Annotated in this window: 16 protein-coding genes; 11 read left to right on the forward strand and 5 right to left on the reverse strand. The window is 71.2% G+C overall.

Going from position 1 to position 18,096, the window contains the following annotated elements; translation table 11 throughout:
* The first annotated feature begins 57 nt into the window (after window positions 1-57).
* Together OG798_RS36325 and OG798_RS36330 are read left to right on the forward strand one after the other, a co-directional pair.
* Complete coding sequence (locus tag OG798_RS36325; protein WP_267062907.1) at window positions 58-3,075, forward strand: glycoside hydrolase family 3 protein; 3,018 nt, start codon at window positions 58-60, stop codon at window positions 3,073-3,075.
* Between the two features lie 188 nt (window positions 3,076-3,263).
* Window positions 3,264-4,610, forward strand: coding sequence for a hypothetical protein (locus OG798_RS36330; protein ID WP_267062908.1), 1,347 nt, complete (start codon window positions 3,264-3,266; stop codon window positions 4,608-4,610).
* Window positions 4,611-4,702: 92 nt separating this feature from the next.
* Here the strand turns inward: OG798_RS36330 and OG798_RS36335 are convergent, their stop codons facing one another.
* Entirely contained in the window at window positions 4,703-5,158 is a 456-nt protein-coding gene (locus OG798_RS36335; protein WP_217568403.1) for a MarR family winged helix-turn-helix transcriptional regulator, read from the reverse strand.
* Between the two features lie 59 nt (window positions 5,159-5,217).
* On the opposite strand from OG798_RS36335, the gene OG798_RS36340 reads away from it, so the two are divergent.
* Window positions 5,218-6,264, forward strand: a complete 1,047-nt coding sequence (locus OG798_RS36340; RefSeq protein WP_267062909.1) for an FUSC family protein — start codon at window positions 5,218-5,220, stop codon at window positions 6,262-6,264.
* Here OG798_RS36340 and OG798_RS36345 read toward each other — a convergent pair whose 3' ends face one another.
* Both OG798_RS36345 and OG798_RS36350 read right to left on the reverse strand, forming a co-directional pair.
* Complete coding sequence (locus tag OG798_RS36345) at window positions 6,265-7,068, reverse strand: response regulator transcription factor (protein WP_328758321.1); 804 nt, start codon at window positions 7,066-7,068, stop codon at window positions 6,265-6,267. It abuts the gene before it with no gap.
* Window positions 7,065-8,255 (reverse strand): sensor histidine kinase, encoded by a 1,191-nt coding sequence (locus OG798_RS36350; protein ID WP_095852435.1) that lies wholly within the window; start codon window positions 8,253-8,255, stop codon window positions 7,065-7,067. The genes OG798_RS36345 and OG798_RS36350 overlap by 4 nt, the downstream gene beginning before the upstream one ends.
* A gap of 158 nt (window positions 8,256-8,413) precedes the next feature.
* Here OG798_RS36350 and OG798_RS36355 point away from each other — a divergent pair, with 158 nt between their 5' ends.
* Genes OG798_RS36355 through OG798_RS36370 form a run of 4 tightly spaced genes read left to right on the forward strand, consistent with a single transcriptional unit; the run spans window position 8,414 to window position 12,247 of the window.
* The gene (locus OG798_RS36355; protein ID WP_267062911.1) at window positions 8,414-9,358 is read left to right on the forward strand and encodes an ABC transporter ATP-binding protein; all 945 of its coding nucleotides are present in this window, start codon (window positions 8,414-8,416) and stop codon (window positions 9,356-9,358) included.
* Entirely contained in the window at window positions 9,355-10,905 is a 1,551-nt protein-coding gene (locus tag OG798_RS36360) for an ABC transporter permease subunit (protein ID WP_328758323.1), read from the forward strand. The genes OG798_RS36355 and OG798_RS36360 overlap by 4 nt, the downstream gene beginning before the upstream one ends.
* Window positions 10,902-11,834 carry an ABC transporter permease gene (locus OG798_RS36365; protein ID WP_328758325.1) on the forward strand — a complete coding sequence of 311 codons (933 nt, stop codon included), beginning with the start codon at window positions 10,902-10,904 and terminating at the stop codon, window positions 11,832-11,834. Before OG798_RS36360 ends, OG798_RS36365 begins: the two co-directional genes overlap by 4 nt.
* A gap of 50 nt (window positions 11,835-11,884) precedes the next feature.
* Window positions 11,885-12,247, forward strand: coding sequence for a DUF4180 domain-containing protein (locus tag OG798_RS36370; protein ID WP_095857753.1), 363 nt, complete (start codon window positions 11,885-11,887; stop codon window positions 12,245-12,247).
* Between the two features lie 79 nt (window positions 12,248-12,326).
* Here OG798_RS36370 and OG798_RS36375 read toward each other — a convergent pair whose 3' ends face one another.
* Window positions 12,327-12,986, reverse strand: a complete 660-nt coding sequence (locus OG798_RS36375; RefSeq protein ID WP_267062914.1) for a class I SAM-dependent methyltransferase — start codon at window positions 12,984-12,986, stop codon at window positions 12,327-12,329.
* Between the two features lie 214 nt (window positions 12,987-13,200).
* Between OG798_RS36375 and OG798_RS36380 the strand changes: the two genes are divergently transcribed.
* From OG798_RS36380 to OG798_RS36395, 4 genes are all read left to right on the forward strand, one after another.
* Window positions 13,201-14,136: an ABC transporter ATP-binding protein gene (locus tag OG798_RS36380; protein WP_095852431.1), complete on the forward strand. Its 936-nt coding sequence runs from the start codon at window positions 13,201-13,203 to the stop codon at window positions 14,134-14,136.
* Window positions 14,133-14,981: an ABC transporter permease gene (locus tag OG798_RS36385; protein ID WP_328758326.1), complete on the forward strand. Its 849-nt coding sequence runs from the start codon at window positions 14,133-14,135 to the stop codon at window positions 14,979-14,981. The genes OG798_RS36380 and OG798_RS36385 overlap by 4 nt, the downstream gene beginning before the upstream one ends.
* A 145-nt stretch (window positions 14,982-15,126) precedes the next feature.
* Entirely contained in the window at window positions 15,127-16,521 is a 1,395-nt protein-coding gene (locus tag OG798_RS36390; RefSeq protein WP_328758327.1) for a sensor histidine kinase, read from the forward strand.
* Window positions 16,518-17,213, forward strand: coding sequence for a response regulator (locus OG798_RS36395; protein WP_095852428.1), 696 nt, complete (start codon window positions 16,518-16,520; stop codon window positions 17,211-17,213). The genes OG798_RS36390 and OG798_RS36395 overlap by 4 nt, the downstream gene beginning before the upstream one ends.
* Before the next feature lie 109 nt (window positions 17,214-17,322).
* Here OG798_RS36395 and OG798_RS36400 read toward each other — a convergent pair whose 3' ends face one another.
* Entirely contained in the window at window positions 17,323-17,937 is a 615-nt protein-coding gene (locus tag OG798_RS36400; protein WP_095852427.1) for a YceI family protein, read from the reverse strand.
* Window positions 17,938-18,096 lie beyond the last annotated feature (159 nt).

Here is an 18,096-nt window from a genome sequence, read left to right on the forward strand (position 1 = left end):
GGGATCACCAGGGATCACCAGGTATTACAGGGACTACGTAGAGTCGAGGGAAGGTCCATGCGAAGAACCGCCCTGCTCGCCTCCGCCGCTTTGCTCACGGGGCTGCTGCCGCTCCTGTCGGCCGGAGCGGCCACGGCCGACGAACCGGCCCCCGTCCCCGTCGACCGCTTCGAGGGCGAGGTCCCCTTCGCCAATCCCCCCGCCGGGGGCCTGTTCACCTGGGGCGGTGACGCGGACGACCCGCCCGCGCTCGCCCTGACCACCCGCACCGACGCCCCCGAGGGCACCAAGGCCCTCACCGGCACCTACGACATCAGCGGCTACGGCGGCTTCACCCACGACTTCGCCTTCGACCAGCCGGCCCACGACTGGTCGGCCCACAAGGGCATCCGCTTCTGGTGGGACGGCCAGAACAACGCCAAGAAGGTCGCCTTCGAGATCAAGGACGGCGGTGCCAACGGCGAGGCCTCCGAGCTGTGGACGACGTCCTTCACCGACGACTTCACCGGCTGGAAGCAGATCGAGATCCCCTTCACCGACTTCACCTATCGCACGGACTACCAGCCCGTCGGCGGCATCGACCAGGTCCTCGGCCTCACCCAGATGTGGGGGTACGCCCTCACGCTCCCGGTCGGCGTCCATGGCCGGTTCGCCATGGACGACGTCGAGTTGTACGGCAAGGCCGACCAGTCCCTGCGGGCCTCCGTCACCGCCGACTCCGCCGTCCACCCGGTGAAGGAGGGAGCGACGGCGACGGTGAAGCTCTCCGTCGCCACCACCGGAGCCGCCCCGATCGACGAGCCCGTGACCGTCGCCTACGAGAGCGCGGGCGGCACCGCCGAGCCCGGCAAGGACTACACACCGGTCAAGGGCGAGATCACCTTCCCGGCGGGCACCACCTCCGGCACCACCCGCACCATTCAGGTCCCGACACTGCGCGACAAGTCCGCCGAACCCGCCGAGACGATCCCCCTGAAGCTCACGGTCACCGGCGCGAAGGCTCCCGCCGAGACCCCGCAGATCGTCATCGACGCTCACGGCCTGCCGTACCTGGACCCGAAACTGCCCGTGAAGAAGCGGGTCGCCGACCTCGTGTCCCGCATGTCCCTGGAGGAGAAGGCCGGGCAGATGACCCAGGCCGAGCGCGGCGCGCTCACCGCGCAGGGCGACATCGCGACGTACGACCTCGGCTCGCTCCTGTCCGGTGGCGGCTCGACCCCGACGCCCAACACCCCCGAGGCCTGGGCGAAGATGATCGACGCCTTCCAGCTCCGGGCGCAGGCGACACGGTTCCAGATCCCGCTGATCTACGGCGTGGACGCGGTGCACGGCCACAACAACCTCACCGGCGCGACGATCATGCCGCACAACATCGGCATCGGCGCGACCCGTGATCCCCAGCTGGCCGAGCGGACCGGTTCCGTGACGGCGGCCGAGGTGCGCGCCACCGGCATCCCCTGGGACTTCGCCCCCTGCCTCTGCGTCACCCGCGACGAACGCTGGGGCCGCTCCTACGAGTCCTTCGGCGAGGACCCCGCGCTCGTCGAGTCCATGGAGACGATGATCCAGGGCCTCCAGGGCGCCGCGAACGGCAAGGACCTGAAGGACAACAACAAGGTCCTGGCCACCGCCAAGCACTTCGTCGGCGACGGCGGCACGGAGTACGGCTCGTCCACGACGGGCTCGTACACCATCGACCAAGGCGTCACGAAGGTCACCCGGCAGCAGTTGGAGGCCGTCCACCTGGCGCCGTACCAGACGGCGGTCGACCGTGGCATCGGCTCGGTCATGCCGTCCTACTCCTCCCTCGACATCCTCGGCGACGGCCAGGGCCCGGTGAAGATGCACGCCCGCGCGGACATGATCAACGGCGTGCTCAAGGACCGCATGGGCTTCGACGGATTCGTCATCAGCGACTGGGCCGCCATCGACCAGATCCCCGGCGACTACGCGTCCGACGTCCGTACGTCGATCAACGCGGGCCTGGACATGATCATGGTTCCGTACGCCTACAAGGACTTCCGTACGACGCTGGTCGACGAGGTACGGGCGGGCCGCGTCAGCGAGGCGCGGGTGAACGACGCCGTGTCCCGCATCCTCACCCAGAAGTTCAAACTCGGCCTCTTCGAGAAGCCGTACGCGGACACGAGCGGCGCGGCACAGATCGGCTCCGCCGGCCACCGGGCGGTCGCCCGCGAGGCGGCGGCCAAGTCCCAGGTCCTCCTGAAGAACGCGGCCGGCGTCCTGCCCCTGAAGAAGTCCCAGAAGGTGTATGTGGCCGGTTCGAACGCCGACGACCTCGGCAACCAGACCGGCGGCTGGACGATCACCTGGCAGGGCGCGTCCGGGAAGCACACGGACGGTACGACGATCCTGCAGGGCATGCGGAACGCCGGCGGTGACGTCACCTACTCGAAGGACGCCTCGGCACCGACGTCCGGCTACGACGTGGGTGTGGTCGTCGTGGGCGAGACCCCCTACGCGGAGGGCGTCGGCGATGTGGGCAACGGCAACGACCTCGCTCTCACCCCCGCCGACCAGGCCGCCGTGGACAAGGTGTGCGCGGCCATGAAGTGCGCGGTCCTGATCGTCTCGGGCCGCCCACAGCTCATCGGTGACCGGCTGGGTGAGATCGACGCCCTGGTGGCCTCGTGGCTGCCCGGCACGGAGGGCGACGGCGTGGCGGACGTGCTGTACGGCAAGCGCGCCTTCACCGGCCAGCTCCCCGTCACCTGGCCCAAGTCGCAGACCCAACTCCCCATCAACGTCGGCGACGCGTCCTACGATCCCCAGTTCCCCTACGGCTGGGGCCTGACCACACTCACGAAGGCCCCCGGGGGCGGCGAGGCCACACTCAAGGCCCTCACCCTCCTCGCCCGGACAGCGGACCGAACCGGCTCGGCGCGACTGGGCCGCGCCGCGGTCACCAAGGCCCGCCTCCTGGTCCAGCAGAGCACGGGCTCAACCATCACCCCAGCCCTCGCCAAGCCCTTCGCGGAAGCCGACCACCTACTCCTGACCGCCCACTACACCCAGGCACTGACAAAACTCCTGGAGGCCTACCGAGCCAGGTGACGGAAACGGCCAGAGGCTGATGCGGCGGGGCCGGGGGGCAAGCCTCTCCCTCCCCCGCCGCCCCTCCGGCTGAGGATGCGGGGAGGGTAGGGACGGCGGGGGCGAGACCCCCCTAGGACCACCCCACCCCCACCACCCCCACCAGCCTCGATGCCCAATTTTGCGCACGTTCAGGTAGCTTCGGAGATATGAAGGCCGCACTGATCCGAGGACTCCCCGGACTGCTGATCGCGCTGACACTCGCCGCCCTCACGGTGCTCACTCTCACCGCACCCCCCGCCCGCGCGACCACAGACGTGGGAACAGTGGCGGCAGCCCTCCGCGAGAGCCCCGTCTACGTGGACCCAGCGGCCTCCGCGCAGCTCTCCAAGGCGGACGCCGACACCCTGGCCAAGAAGATCAAGAACGCGAACAAGCCCGTCTTCGTGGCCGTCCTCCCCGCGGACTTCCCCACCCAGAACCTCTTCCAGAACCTCCGCACCGACACCGGCGTCACAGGCCTGTACGCCATCAGACTGGGCACCCGCTTCGACGCCCGCGCCGACACCGCCGTCATGCCCCGCACCGCCGTCCAGAACCTCGTCACCAGCGTCCAGGGCGAACCCACGAAGACCCAGCTGAACAACTTCACGGACCGCGCCCTGGCCAACATCAACGGCTCGGCCCCCAAGAGCTGGGGCACGACCGACGGAAACGGCGTCTCCACCAGCGCCCTCATCGCGGTGGCCGCGGTAGCCGTGGCCGGCGGCGCGGGCGCCTACACCCTCGTACGCCGCAACCGCCGCCGCAAAGAGCAGGAACAACAGGAAGCACTGGACAAGCTCCGCGTGGTCGTCGACGAGGACATCACCGCGTTCGGCGAGGAACTCGACCGGCTCGACTTCCACCCCGCCGAGGCCGGCGCCGACGACGCGATGCGCGCCGACTACGAACGCGCGCTCGACGCCTACGAACAGGCGAAGTCGTCCATGGCAGCGGCCCGCCGCCCGGAGGACGTACGCGCCGTCACCCAGTCCCTGGAGGACGGCCGCTTCTCCCTCGCGCTCCTGTCCGCCCGTCGCGAGGGCAGGCCCCTGCCCGAACGCCGCGCCCCCTGCTTCTTCGACCCCCGACACGGCCCGTCGGTCGCCGACGCGACCTGGACCCCGGCAGGCGGCGCTCCCCGCGAGGTCCCGGTCTGCGCGGCGGACCAGGCCCGTCTGGCGGACGGCCGCGCCCCGGCGGTCCGCGAGGTCGACACCGACTACGGCCGCCGCCCGTACTGGGACGCCGGCCCGGCCTACGGCCCCTGGGCGGGCGGCTACTTCGGTGGCGGCCTGCTCCCCGGCCTCCTCGTCGGCACCCTGCTCGGCAGCGTGATGGCCACCCCCTCCTACGCGTCCGACTACGGCTCCGGTTACGGAGACTTCGGCGGTTACAGCGGCGGTGATGTCTCCGGCTCCGACTTCGACCCCGGCGACTTCGGCGGCGGTTTCGGGGACGGCGGTGGCGGCGACTTCGGCGGCGGAGGAGGAGACTTCGGCAGTGGCTTCTGAAGCGAAGGTCTCTGAAACGCAGCAGTCGACAGATCTGATGCGCAGCCGTCCCCGACAGATCTGAAGCGCACAGCAGTCCCGGCCAAGGCCTTCTACAGCGCGGCCGTCCCGGACGAAGTCCCCCGAGGCTCGGTATCCGCAAGGCGGTCCATCAGCGCCCCCGCCAGTCGCAACACCTCACGTTCGGTCTCGTTCAACGTGCCGAGCGCCGCCGCCAGCCAGGCATCCCGCTCAGCCATGTCCCGCTCCAGCGCCCGCAGCCCCTCCGCGGTGAGCGTCAGCACCGACTGACGCCGGTCCGCGCTGTCGGCCGTCCGCGCGATCAGCCCGTCCGACTCCAGCTCGGCGAAGACCCGCGTCAACGACTGCGGCCGCTGCCGCTCGGCCGCCGCGACCTCGCCGGGCGTCGCCGCCCCGTGCCGACGCAAGTGCCCCAGCACCCCCAGCTGATTCGGACTGAGGCTGCCCTCGCCCCGCTCCTGCCGCAGCCGCCGATTGAGCCTGACGACACCACGCCGGACCTGGGCCGCGTAGGAGAGATGATCCATCCACATATCGTAAGCGAAAACTTACTAATGGCCACCCGAATCCCCATACCATCAGCATCATGCCCGTCAAACACATACGCAATGCTTACGAAGCGGCGCTGACCATGACGGCCGTGCTGCTCTCCTACTCCCTCGCCCTGTGGCTGGAGGACACCGCCGCACTGCACACGGACGTCCTCGTCCTCGCGGTCGCGCTGACCCTCACCCTGGCCCGCACCCAACGGACCGCCGACGCCCGCGGTCGCCTCATGGCCTGCGTCCTGCTGCCCGCCCTGGCCGGCGCGGCGACCTTGCTCGGCCACCTGATCGCCGACCATTACGCAGTCGGCGCCGCGGTGTTCACCCTCGCCATCTCCCTGCCGATCTGGATCCGCCGCTTCGGCCCGGCCGCGACGAAGGCAGGCACGCTGATGACGTTGCCACTGGTCGCCCTGCTCGTCGTCCCCGGCCCCGCGCTGCCGCCCGGGGCCCAGAACGCGCTGGTGAACTGGGGCTGGTCGGCGGTGATCGGGCTGCTGGCCTGCGGCTGCGTCTGGCTGGTCCAGATGTCCGCCGACCGCCTCGGCCCCTGGCACCCCGACCCGGAACCCGACCGCCCCCGACGAGCCTCCCGACTGCGCCCCGTCCCCAGCACCCGCATGGCGTGGCAGATGGCCGTCGCCATCGCCGCTGCCTTCACCCTCGGACGGATCCTCTTCGACCACCACTGGCCGTGGATGGTCCTGACCGTGTATGTGGTCGCGAGTGGCAACCGCGGTCGCGCCGACGTCATACGCAAGGGAGCCGAGCGCCTGGTCGGCGCCTGCGCCGGCACACTGCTCGCCACCGCGGTGGCCGCCGCCGGCATCACCGGCCGGACCTCCGTCGTCCTGATCTTCGCTGTCCTGGCCGTCGCCCTGTGGCTACGTCCGCTGAACCACGCCTACTGGGCCGCCGGCATGACCACCGCCCTCTCCCTCCTCCTCGGCTACTTCGGCCAGGACGCGCAGGACCTGCTGCCCACCCGTCTCGAGGCGATCGCGGTCGGCGCGGTCCTGGCGATCGCGTCGGCCTGCTGCGTTCTGCCGATCCCACGCCGCCGCACACCGGCCCCCAGCCCCGCCTGACTACCCCCGCGGCCCATGCCCACGCAGTCCCTCCCCGCTCGGTCTCATCCCGCGCCCGTCCTCCCCCCGCGGATCCTGCCGCCCGAACGCCTCCGGAGCCGCCGCACGCGGCACGACCAGCCCCGTCTCGTACGCCGTCACGACCGCCTGCGTACGGTCGCGCAGCCCCAGCTTGGACAGCACCCGGCTGACATGGGTCTTCACCGTCTCCTCGCCCACCTGAAGCCGCGCGGCGATCTCCGGGTTGGACAGCCCTTCCGCCAGCAGACGCAACACCTCCGTCTCGCGCGGGGTGAGCATGCCGAGCGCCGTCCCCGTCGGCGCCCTGGGCTTGAGTCGGGCGAACTCGGCGATCAGCCGCCGGGTGATGACGGGCGCGAGCAGCGCCTCCCCGGCGGCCACGACCCGTACCGCCTCGAACAGCCGCTCCGCCGTCACGTCCTTCAGCAGGAACCCGCTCGCCCCGGCCGCGAGCGCGTCATACACATGCTCATCCAGATCGAAGGTGGTGAGGATGAGTACGCGCGGTGCGTCCCCGGCCTCCGGCCCCATCAGCTCGGCGGTGGCCTGGATCCCGTCCATGACCGGCATCCGTACGTCCATGAAGATCACGTCGGGACGCTCCTCCCGGCAGACCCGCACCGCCTCGGCGCCGTCGCGCGCCGTGCCGACGACGGTGAAGTCCGCCTGGGTGGCGAGAAGTCCGGCGTACCCGGCGCGCACCACCTCGTGGTCGTCGGCCACCACGATCCGCACGGCAGGGACCCGTCCTTCGGCTTCCGAGGCCTCTACGGCGGTCGTCATACGAGAGCCTCCGCCCGCACCGGCAGCCGCGCCTCGACCAGGAAGCCACCACCGCGTGCCGGCCCGGTGCGCAGGGTGCCGCCGACCGTGGCGGCCCGCTCGCGCATGCCGAGCAGACCGTGCCCGGCGGTCGGGGACGCGGGCCCCGGCCCGTTGTCGCGCACACGGATCGCCAAGTCGTCCTCCGCGTAACGAAGTTCGACATCGACGGCGGCACCCGGAGCATGCCGGCGGGCATTGGTGAGGGCCTCCTGCACGATCCGGTACGCGGTGACCTCGATGCCCGGGTCGAGCGGGGCGACCGGCCCGCTGACGATCAGCCGCGTACGGGAGCCGGAGGCGTCCCGGGACTCGTCGACGAGCTCCAGGAGCTGGCGCAGCCCCGGCTGCGGACGCCGGTTGACCCCCGTGTCGGCGTCCTCCCGCAGCACCCCCAGCAGGCGCCGCATCTCCGTCAGCGCGGTCCGCGCGGTGTCCCCGATGGCGAGCAGCCGGGTGGCGCCGTCGGCCGGGAGCCCTGCCGTGGTCAGCCGGGCCGTCTCGGCCTGCACGGCGATCATCGAGATGTGGTGCGCGACCACGTCGTGCAACTCTCTTGCGATGCGCGCCCGTTCACCCCGCGCGGCGTGGGCGAGGAGCGTGTCCGCGAAGGCCCGCTCCGTCGCGCTGTGGGCCAGCGCGGCGCTGCGGACGTGATGCGTGATGCCCGTCGCGGCCGCCGCCGAGGCGAGCGTGGCCACCAGCACGGCCATCACCCGGGTGGTGAGGTCGTCCTGACTGACGAGTGCCAGCACGACGTACGGCACGACGAGTATTCCGCTGAGCCGGGGCGCCCCCGCCCGTCCCAGCCAGTACACCGAGGCCAGCTGGGCCGCCACCCCCGCCAGCGTGAGGGTGCGGAACGGCGCCAGCGCCAGCACGCCCGCCGAGGTCACGGCCACGGCGGCCCCGGCCCGCGCCGGCAGGACCCGGTCGGTGCCGAGCACGAAGGTGAGCGGAAGGGTGGTGCAGACCCCGAGCAGCAGGGCGAGCGACAGGTTCTCGCGCAGGCCCCCGAGTCGGATCAGGACCTCGGCGCAGGCGAGGAGCGCGAGGGCAACCGGGTAGGTCACGGAGGCGGGGAAGTGCCGCAGCAACTTCCGCACCCCCGCGATTCCTTCGCCGTGTCGCGCCGTGTCCTCGCCCATGCCGCCATTGTGCCGTCGGACGCGCCGCGGCGCGTCACCCTGGGGTTTGTCCCTCACGCGGGGGACCCGGCCGACGATCCGTCCCTCGTGACAGGGGTGCCGAAGACGGCTCCGTGGCGGGACGACGTCGAGGCCCGCCCGTCCCTAATCTCGCTGGCATGAGCGATGCAACGATCGAAGTCCAGGACCTGCGCAAGCGGTTCGGGCGGACCGTCGCGGTCGACGGACTCACCTTCACCGTCCGGCCGGGACAGGTCACCGGTTTCGTGGGTCCGAACGGGGCGGGCAAGTCCACCACCATGCGGGCCGTGCTCGGACTGGACACTCCCGACGAGGGGCGCGCGCTCATCGGCGGCCGTCCCTACCACGCCCTGCGGTCACCGCTGTTGGAGGTCGGCGCGCTCCTCGACGCGGCCGCCCTGCACCCCAGCCGGCGCGGACGCGACCATCTGCGCTGGCTGGCGCACTCGCACGGGCTGTCCCTGCGCCGGGTCGACGAGGTGCTCGAACAGGTGGGCATGGACCAGGCCGCCCGCCGCCGCGCGGGCGGCTACTCACTCGGTATGCGCCAACGCCTGGGCATAGCGGCCGCGTTGCTCGGAGACCCTCCGGTGCTCCTGCTCGACGAACCGGTCAACGGCCTTGATCCCGAGGGCATCCAGTGGATCCGCGGCCTGCTGCGCCGACTGGCCGGGGAGGGCCGCGCCGTCCTGGTCTCCAGCCACCTCATGAGCGAGCTGGAGGACACCGCTCACCACCTGCTGGTCGTCGGCCGCGGCCGCCTCATCGCGGACACCTCCGTCGCCACCCTGCTCGCCGCCGCGTCCGGCGACCGCGTGGCCCTGCGCACGGGCGCCCGCACGGAGGCGATGGAGCTGCTCACCCGGGAGGGCGGCACGGTCGCGGTCACCAGCGCCGACACCCTCACGGTCACCGGTCTGCCCGCGGAGCGGATCGTCGCGCTGCTCGCCGCGGCCGGCGTCCCCTTCGCCGAGGTCGGCGCGCACCGGGCCTCGTTGGAGGAGGCGTACATGGAGCTCACCAGGGACGCGGCGGAGTTCACGTCGACTCCGAACCTGACGGACGGCGAGGTGACCCGATGACCTCGACCTTCACTCCCTACCGTTCCCCGCTCAAGCCCGCCCGCGAGGGATTCGCGCGCCTGTTGCGCGCGGAATGGAGCAAGTTCTGGACGGTACGCGTGTGGGTGCTGGCGCTCGTCGTGGCGGCCGCGGTCACGGTCGCCATCTCCCAGCTCGCCGCGAGCGGCTCCGTCGACGATTCCAACGAGCACCCGCTCACCGTCGGGCCCGACGGCACCCGCGTCAACGACAGCTTCCACTACGTCCACCAGTCCCTCCCGGCGGACGGCGGCGTGACGGTCCGCGTGTCCGACCTGAAGGGCGGCGGCGGCCGGGACCCGGAGCCGTGGGCGAAGGCCGGCGTGCTGGTCAAGGCGAGCACGAAGGCCGGCAGCCCGTACGCGGCCCTGATGCTCACCCCCGACCACGGCGTCCGCCTCCAGTGGAACTTCACGCACGACAAGGCGGGCAGTGCCGCCTCCGGCACGGCCCCGCACTGGCTGCGCATGACCCGCTCGGGCACCCGCCTTACCGGATACGAGTCCTCCGACGGCGCCCACTGGACGAAGGTCGGTTCGGTCACCCTGCCGGAGCTGCCGAACACGGCACAGGCGGGCCTGTTCGTCGCCACACCGCTGCACAACAATCTGCGCCGCTCGTTCGGCGGCACGTCGGTGACGGCCGGTAGCGCGACCGCCGGGGCGACCTTCGACCACCTGGCCCTGAGCGGCGCCACCGCGACCGGCTCGGCCGCCTGGACGAGCACGGACGTGGGCGCCCCCGATCCGAACGACCCGAACACACCGCAATCCGGCCCCGCCCGCCCCGAGCCGGGCACCACCACCGTCTCCGCGACCGGTGTCTACACGCTCACCGGTCAGGGCGACATCGCCCCCGACGAGACCGGCGGCGACATGGTCCAGATGAGCTTCCAGGGCGTCTTCGTGGCCGTCCTCTTCATGGTCGCCCTGGGGGCCCTGTTCATCACGACGGAGTACAAGCGCGGCATGATCCGTACGACGTTCATGGCGACCCCGCGCCGGGTTCGGGTCCTCACCGCGAAGGCCCTGGTGATCGGAGGCGTCACCTTCGCCATCAGCTTGCCGGCCACGGCGATCGCCTTCCTCCTGGCCCAAAGCACGATGCGTTCCCACGGCTTCGCGCCACCCGCCTACCCCGACCTGTCACTCCTCGATTCACCCGCCCTGCGCGCGGTGGTGGGCAGTGCGGCACTGCTGTCCCTGGTGGCGGTCCTCGCCCTCGCCCTGGGAGCGATACTCCGCAACAGCGCTGGCGTGATCACGGCCGTCGTGGTCCTCGTGATCCTGCCGCAGATCCTCGCCTTCGCCCTCCCGCTCCCGGTGGGGCACTGGCTGCTGCGCGCGACCCCGGCGGCCGCCTTCGCGGTCCAGCAGGGCAAGACGTACTACCCCCAGGTGCAGCACAACTGCCTCCCGGAGAGCGGCTGTTACCCCATGGCCCCGTGGAGCGGCTTCGCCGTGCTGTGTGCGTACGCGGCCGTGGCGCTCGCCCTCGCGGCCTGGCGCCTGCGCAGGAGGGACGTATGAGGCGCGCGAGGCCGGCGCTCCGCGCCCACCCCGCAGAACCCGCACCCCACACCGCAGGACCCCCACCCCACCCCACGGGGCCCTCACCCCACCCCACAGGACCCGCACCCCGAGCCCGCCCTCCACTCCGCACACAGCGCGCGCTTCGCGCACTCCACGCCGAGTGGACCAAACTCCGCACGCTGCCCAGCAGCTGGCTGCTGCTGGCCGCGACGGTGGTCCTGACCTTCGCGGTGGGCACGGCCGCGGTGTCCTCGGTCAGCACCCGGGAGTGCGCGAGCGCCGCGGCCTGCCACGAGGACACGGTGAAGCTCGCCCTGACGGGTGTGTGGCTCGGTCAGGCGACCGTCCTCGTCCTGGGCGCCCTGTCGATGGGAGCGGAGTACGGCACGGGCACGGTACGGACGACGCTGACGGCGATCCCGCGCCGGGCGACGGTCCTGGCGTCGAAGGCGGCGGTGCTGGCCGCGGCGACGGGCATCGCGGCCGGTACGGCGATCCTCGCCTCCCTCGCCACGGCCCGTTGGATCCTCCCGGCCAACGGCTTCACCCCCGAGGCGGGCTATCCCCTCCTCTCCCTCACCGACACCCCCACCCTCCGGGCCGCCGTCGGCTCCACCCTCTGCCTGATCCTCATAGCCTTCCTGGGCCTGGGGCTGGCGGTCCTGCTCCGGGACAGCGCGGCGGCGATCACCACGGGCCTGGGAGTCCTCTACGTGGTCCCGCTCCTGTCGGACCTCCTGGGCTCACCCACCTGGAAGGACCGCCTCGAACGCTGGGCGCCCATACCGGCGGGTCTCGCCATCCGCGCGACGAAGGACCTCGCCCGCCTGCCGATCGGCCCCTGGCCGGGGCTGGGGGTGCTGGCGGCATACGCGCTGGGGATGCTGCTGGTGGGCGGCGCGATATTCACACGCCGGGACGCGTAGCCGGGAAATCCGTGGCCCACAGGACGCCTTCATGCCTAACCTCGATGCTCATGAGCACCCTGCAGACGATCCATGACGTACCCGTGATGATGTGCGCCGCCGAGGGCGAGGTCATCGGAGGCGAGGGCGACGTCCTGGATCTCATCGGCAACGCCTCCTACCAGGGCGCCCAGTGGGTGGTCATTCCCGTCGAGCGGTTCGACGAGGCGTTCTTTCAGCTGCGTACCCGCGTGGCCGGCGGCATCGTCCAGAAGTTCGCCAACTACCGGATGGCACTCGTCGTCCTCGGCGACATCTCCCGTCACACGGAGGCCAGTTCGGCGCTGCGGGACTTCGTCCGTGAGTGCAACCGGGGGCGGCAGACCTGGTTCCTCACCGATGTCGAGGAACTGCGGGAACGCCTGAAGGGCTGACGGCTGAAGGGTCAGTGGCTGGGGGCACTGGCTGAAGGGCTGGGCGTGTTTTGGGCCGTGGCGTTGTCGGCATGCGAGCTCATGACCGCTCCGGCTTTCGGGCGAGGAACGTGGCGACCGTCCTCTTGGCCCCCTCGCCGGGCTCCTGCACCAGTCGCGCGGTGACGACGAGCCCGGCCTGCTCCAACAGCTCGGCGACCCGGTCCGGCGGCAACAGGTAGGACTCGAAGGACACCGGATGGCCGCCGTACGCCTGCGTCGGACACAGACGTTCTCCGGCTCCCACATAACCGGCGATCATCAGACGGCCGCCGGGCGCGAGCGTGCGACGGAATTCGGCGAACACGACGGGCAACAACTCCGGTGGCGTGTGGTGGACGGAGTAGTAGGCGAGGATGCCGCCGAGCTCGTCGTCATCGAGGGGCAGCTCGGTCATCGACCCGACGGTGAAACGCAGACCCGGGTGGGCCCGACGGGCCAGCTCGACCATCGCGGGCGAGAGGTCGATGCCGAAGGCGGACACCCCCAGGTCGGCGAGATGAGCCGTCACCAGGCCGGGCCCGCACCCCAGGTCCGCGAGGGCGCCGACGTCGGCCGTCCGCACCATCTCGGCGAACGCGACGAGCATCGCGCGCGACAGCGGATCCAGCTGCGCCGGGGTCTTGACCTGTTCGGCGTAGTCGGCGGCGACCCTGTCGTACGACTCCCGGACGGCGGCTAGGTAGGCGAGATCAGTCACGCGGGCGACTGTAGGGGAGGGCCCTCGACCTCCGTAACCACCAGCGCGTATGCGGGAGGTGACGTCATCCCCCACGCAGGGCCCCGTCGTACCTCGGTACTACGGGCCGCACCTCATTGAGCTCCCGGGTACCACGGATCCCGGTCCGCGGGCCCCTAGCGTGGCGAGTGAGCAGTCTGGCGGGGTCAGGCCCCCCGAGCGTGAGGAAAGAGCGATGATCGAGGCACATCAGCTGACGAAGCGGTACGGGGAGAAGACGGCGGTCGACCGGCTCGACTTCGTCGTCAGGCCCGGCACGGTCACCGGCTTCCTGGGCCCGAACGGCGCGGGCAAGTCCACCACCATGCGCATGATCGTCGGACTGGACGCGCCGTCCGACGGCAGCGTGACGGTCAACGGCAAGCACTACGCCGCGCACACCGCGCCGCTCCAGGAGGTCGGCGCGCTGCTGGAGGCCAAGTCGATCCACCCCGGCCGCTCCGCGTTCGACCACCTGATGGCGCAGGCCTACACCCACGGCATTCCGCGCCGCCGGGTGGCGGAGGTCATCGAGCTGACCGGTCTGCAGTCCGTGGCCAAGAAGCGCGCGGGCGCCTTCTCCCTCGGCATGGGCCAGCGGCTGGGTATCGCCGCCGCGCTCCTCGGCGACCCGGCCACCATCATGCTCGACGAGCCGGTCAACGGACTGGACCCCGAGGGCGTGCTGTGGATCCGCAACCTGCTGACCGGACTCGCGGCGGACGGCCGTACGGTCTTCGTCTCCTCGCACCTGATGAGCGAGATGGCGCTGGTGGCCGACCACCTGATCGTCGTCGGCCGCGGTCGCCTGCTCGCCGACACCACGGTGCAGGAGCTGGTTCAGCAGGCCGGCGGCGACACCGTGACCGTGGCCTCCGACCAATCGGCCCGCCTGCGCGAGGTGCTGGCCGGCCCCGGCGTCGAGATCACCGGCGCGGTCGGCTCCGAGGAGCTGCACGTGACGGGCCTGTCCGCACGGGCCATCGGTCTCAAGGCCGCCGAGCACGGCATCCCCCTGTTCGAGCTCAGCTCCCGGACCGTCTCGCTGGAACAGGCCTTCATGGACCTGACCCGTGACGCCGTCGAGTACCACGCCACCGCCACCGTCGAGGCCCCCGGGAGGGCGGCATGAGCACCATCACCGTCACCGACAGCTCCGCGCCCGCACCGGCGCGGACCGCACGTCCCGAGTACAAGGTCACCGGTCGGCGCGTGCTGCGCTCGGAGTGGGCCAAGCTGTGGTCCCTGCGCTCCACCTGGATCACCCTCGGTCTGGGCCTGTTGTTCCTGGTCGCGTTCGGCGTGATCGCCGCCGCGCACTACAAGTCCCAGATCAACTCCGGTGGGCGGCTGCGCCCGGACGACGCCACGGCCACCGCGCTCAGCCTCTCCGTGTTCGGCACGAACTTCGCCCAGCTGGCGCTCGGCGTCCTGGGCGTGCTGGTCACCGCCGGCGAGTACTCCACCGGCATGATCCGCTCCACGCTGGCCGCCGTCCCGCGCCGCCTGCCGGTGCTGTGGTCCAAGTCGGCGGTGTTCGGCCTGGTCGCCCTCGCCGTCTCCACCATCGGCGTCTTCGTCGCGTTCATGATCACCAGCGGGATCGTCTCCGGCACCCCGGCGGCCCTCACGATCTCCCACTCCGGTGTCGTGCGCAGCCTGCTGGGCGCGGGTCTCTACCTGGGCCTGGTCGGCGTGATCGGCACCGCCCTGGGCGCCCTGCTGCGCTCGGTCGCCGGCGGCATATCGGTCCTGGTCGCCTCGCTGATGCTGATCCCCGGCCTGATCTCGCTGCTGCCCACCTCGTGGCAGGACAACATCAGCCCGTACCTGCCCAGCAACGCGGGTGAGTCGATGTTCGCGCTCACCCACGACTCGACGACCCTCGCGCCCACGGCCGGGCTCCTGGTCTTCCTCGGCTGGACCGTGCTCGCCCTGGCGGGCGCCGCCTACCGCCTCCTGCGCACCGACGCCTGACGCCTGACGCCTGACGCCTGACGCCTGACATCTGACGTCTGACGTCTGACGTCTGAGGGAGAGACACCCCAAGAGACACGCGGACGGGGAGGCGGACGGACACACAATGGACAGGTGACACCCATGAACGCGGACCAGTGACCCCATGAGCATCGACGACACCGCCCACCCGGGGGCACCCTCCGACCTGCCCCTGGCGGAGGCGGAGCTCCCCTGGAACCACCCCCTGGCCCGCGGACTGTCCCGGCTCGGCCGACGTCTCAAGCAGGGCGACCGGAACCATCCGTGGGTCCTGGACACGGGTGTGATCGTGGTCGTGGCGCTGATGTTCTGCGTGCCGGACCTGGTGCACGACGACGACGGCCGACGACACGCCTTCGACACCCAGGTCACCCACCTCCCCTGGCCGGTGACCGTCGCGCTGCAGGCCGGACTGGTCCTGCCGCTGCTGTGGCGGCGGCGAAGGCCGTCACTCGCCTTCGCCGTGATCGCCGCGGTGCTCTTCCTGCAGGTGGCGCTGGGAGTCTGGCTGCGCGCCGACGTCGCCCTGCTGATCGCCCTCTACAGCCTGGTGCTGCACGGACAGCTCCGGCGGCTGCCCGTCGCCTGCGCGGTCACCGCGGCCGCCCTCGGCCTGGTCGCCCTGCGGCTGCCGTCCGCCGTGTCCGTCCTGGACGCGCTGTTCTTCCTGTTCAGCACGATCACCGCGGCGGTCGCGCTCGGTCTGGCCGTACGGATCCGGCGCGCCCAGCTCGCCGTCCTGCGCGACCGTGCGACCCGCCTGGAGATCGAACGCGACCAGCGCAGCAAGCTCGCCGCCGCCGCCGAACGCACCCGGGTGGCCCGCGAGATGCACGACATCGTCGGCCACAACCTCTCCGTCATCATCACGCTCGCCGACGGTGGCGCGTACGCGACCGACATCGCACCGGAACGCGGCAAGCAGGCCCTGCTGCTCATCGGTGACACCGGGCGTCAGGCGCTGGGCGAACTGCGCCGCATGCTCGGCGTGCTGCGCGAGCAGACCCAGACCCCCGCCGCGCCCCAGCTCAGCCCCCAGCCGGGCATCGCGGACATCGACGCCCTGTGCGCCCGGATCCGCGCCGCCGGTCCCCAGGTCGTCTATCGCACGGGCGGCGAGCTGGACACCCTGGACCGCGGGGTCCAGCTGACGGTGTACCGCATAGTGCAGGAAGCACTCACCAACGCCCTCAAGCACGCGGGCCACGACACCCGCGTCGAGCTCGCGGTCGGTGTCAAGGACACGCGGCTGCACATCGACGTCCACGACACCGGCCGGGGTGGCGGTACGGTCCGTCCGGGGCCGCCACAGGTGGAAGGACACGGACTCGCCGGTATGAGAGAACGCGCAGCCCTCTACGGCGGGACCGTCAGCGCGGGACCCGCCCCCGGCGGAGGATGGACGGTGCGGGCCACCCTCGACCTCACCCCCCTGGCCGAGACCCTGGCCGAGACCCCGGCCGAGACCCCGGCCGAGACCGATGTCACCCCGCCGGCCGCCACAGGAGGTGCGGTGTGACCACCGTGCTCATCGTGGACGACCAGCCACTGCAACGCCTCGGCTTCCGGATGCTCCTGGAGAGCACCCCCGACACCGAAGTCGTCGGCGAGGCGGCCCACGGCGCCGACGCCGTCCGCAGGGCCGCCGAACTGCGCCCGGACGTGATCCTCATGGACGTACGGATGCCCGGCATGGACGGCATCGAGGCCACCCGTCGCGTGGTCGCCTCCGGTGACCGCTCCCGCGTCCTCATCCTGACCACGTTCGATCTGGACGAATACGCCCACGCGGCGCTGCGCGCGGGAGCCAGCGGATTCCTCCTCAAGGACGCCCACCCCGAGGAACTGCTGGCCGGTATCCGCGCGGTCGCGGCGGGCGACGCGGTGATCGCCCCCGCACTGACCCGCCGCCTCCTGGACGCCTACGCCAAGCACCTGCCCCGGAATGCGTCCGGTCGGCCGGGTGCGTCGGGTCCAAGGACGGCGGACGACCCCCGGGTGCGCGCTCTCACCGAACGGGAGTACGAGATCTTCGTCGCCATAGGCCAGGGCTGGAGCAACAGCGAGATCGCCGAACGCCTGGTCGTCGCGGAATCCACCGTGAAGACCCATGTCGGCCGGGTCCTGGCGAAGGTGGGAGCCCGCGACCGCGTCCAGGCGGTCATCCTCGCCTACGACCTCGGCCTCGCCCACCCGAACCCACCCGACTAGCCAGGCGGCGGGGCGGCGGGGTGGCGTACGCGGGCATGCCGAGCGCCCGCCCTCCCGCTGGGGGAGTCAGAGGGCGGGCGCGCTCAGGACACCGGCGTGAGTCGAGGGCTCAGGCCTTCTTGATCGCCGAGATGTCGAAGGTCAGCTTGATCTTGTCGGAGACGAGGACGCCACCGGTCTCCAGGGCCGCGTTCCAGGTGAGGCCCCACTCGGACCGCAGGATCTCCGCCTTGCCCTCGAAACCGACGCGCTCGTTGCCGAAGGGGTCCTTCGCGGAGCCGTTGAACTCCAGGTCGATGGAGAGCGGCTTGGTGACGCCGAGGATCGACAGGTCGCCGGTGATCCGGTAGTCGTCGCCGCCGAGGGCCTCCGCCTTGGTGGAGCGGAAGGTCATGGTCGGGAACTCGTCGATCTTGAAGAAGTCGGAGCTCTTCAGGTGGCCGTCACGGTCCGCGGAGCCCGTCTCGATGCTTTCCATCTTGACGTCGATCGTGGCGGTGGACTTGGACGGGTCCGTGCCGTCCAGGTGCAGGGTGCCGTCGAAGTCCTGGAAGTAGCCCTTGACGTTCGTCACCATGGCGTGACGGGCGACGAAACCGATCTCCGAGTGGGACGGGTCGATCGTGTATTCGCCGGTGAGCGCGGCGAGTTCGGGGCTCACAGCGGCGGGGGCGGTGGTCGCGGCGGCGGGGGTGTCGGTGGTCTTGCGGCCGAAGATGCCCATGACGTGCTCCTAGGGGGACGGGTCGCGGTTTCGTCGGGAAGCCGAAAGCCGCGGCAGAGAGTTTGTTGAAGATTCAACGAGGCCAACAAGGGAGACAGTAGACCTATTCCGTTCAAGTTTCAACATCATCCGCCATGTGTTTACGACGTTACGTCGCGC

This window comes from Streptomyces sp. NBC_00271 (assembly GCF_036178845.1).
Lineage (GTDB): Bacteria > Actinomycetota > Actinomycetes > Streptomycetales > Streptomycetaceae > Streptomyces.

What these genes read in the sequence shown, in the direction of transcription:
- OG798_RS36360 (WP_328758323.1), top strand. Translation starts at nt 9,355, where the DNA reads ATGACCTCGACCTTCACTCCCTACCGTTCCCCGCTCAAGCCCGCCCGC.
- OG798_RS36335 (WP_217568403.1), bottom strand. Translation starts at nt 5,158, where the DNA reads ATGGATCATCTCTCCTACGCGGCCCAGGTCCGGCGTGGTGTCGTCAGG.
- OG798_RS36325 (WP_267062907.1), top strand. Translation starts at nt 58, where the DNA reads ATGCGAAGAACCGCCCTGCTCGCCTCCGCCGCTTTGCTCACGGGGCTG.
- OG798_RS36380 (WP_095852431.1), top strand. Translation starts at nt 13,201, where the DNA reads ATGATCGAGGCACATCAGCTGACGAAGCGGTACGGGGAGAAGACGGCG.
- OG798_RS36350 (WP_095852435.1), bottom strand. Translation starts at nt 8,255, where the DNA reads ATGGGCGAGGACACGGCGCGACACGGCGAAGGAATCGCGGGGGTGCGG.
- OG798_RS36345 (WP_328758321.1), bottom strand. Translation starts at nt 7,068, where the DNA reads ATGACGACCGCCGTAGAGGCCTCGGAAGCCGAAGGACGGGTCCCTGCC.
- OG798_RS36385 (WP_328758326.1), top strand. Translation starts at nt 14,133, where the DNA reads ATGAGCACCATCACCGTCACCGACAGCTCCGCGCCCGCACCGGCGCGG.
- OG798_RS36340 (WP_267062909.1), top strand. Translation starts at nt 5,218, where the DNA reads ATGCCCGTCAAACACATACGCAATGCTTACGAAGCGGCGCTGACCATG.
- OG798_RS36400 (WP_095852427.1), bottom strand. Translation starts at nt 17,937, where the DNA reads ATGGGCATCTTCGGCCGCAAGACCACCGACACCCCCGCCGCCGCGACC.
- OG798_RS36365 (WP_328758325.1), top strand. Translation starts at nt 10,902, where the DNA reads ATGAGGCGCGCGAGGCCGGCGCTCCGCGCCCACCCCGCAGAACCCGCA.
- OG798_RS36355 (WP_267062911.1), top strand. Translation starts at nt 8,414, where the DNA reads ATGAGCGATGCAACGATCGAAGTCCAGGACCTGCGCAAGCGGTTCGGG.
- OG798_RS36370 (WP_095857753.1), top strand. Translation starts at nt 11,885, where the DNA reads ATGAGCACCCTGCAGACGATCCATGACGTACCCGTGATGATGTGCGCC.
- OG798_RS36330 (WP_267062908.1), top strand. Translation starts at nt 3,264, where the DNA reads ATGAAGGCCGCACTGATCCGAGGACTCCCCGGACTGCTGATCGCGCTG.
- OG798_RS36390 (WP_328758327.1), top strand. Translation starts at nt 15,127, where the DNA reads ATGAGCATCGACGACACCGCCCACCCGGGGGCACCCTCCGACCTGCCC.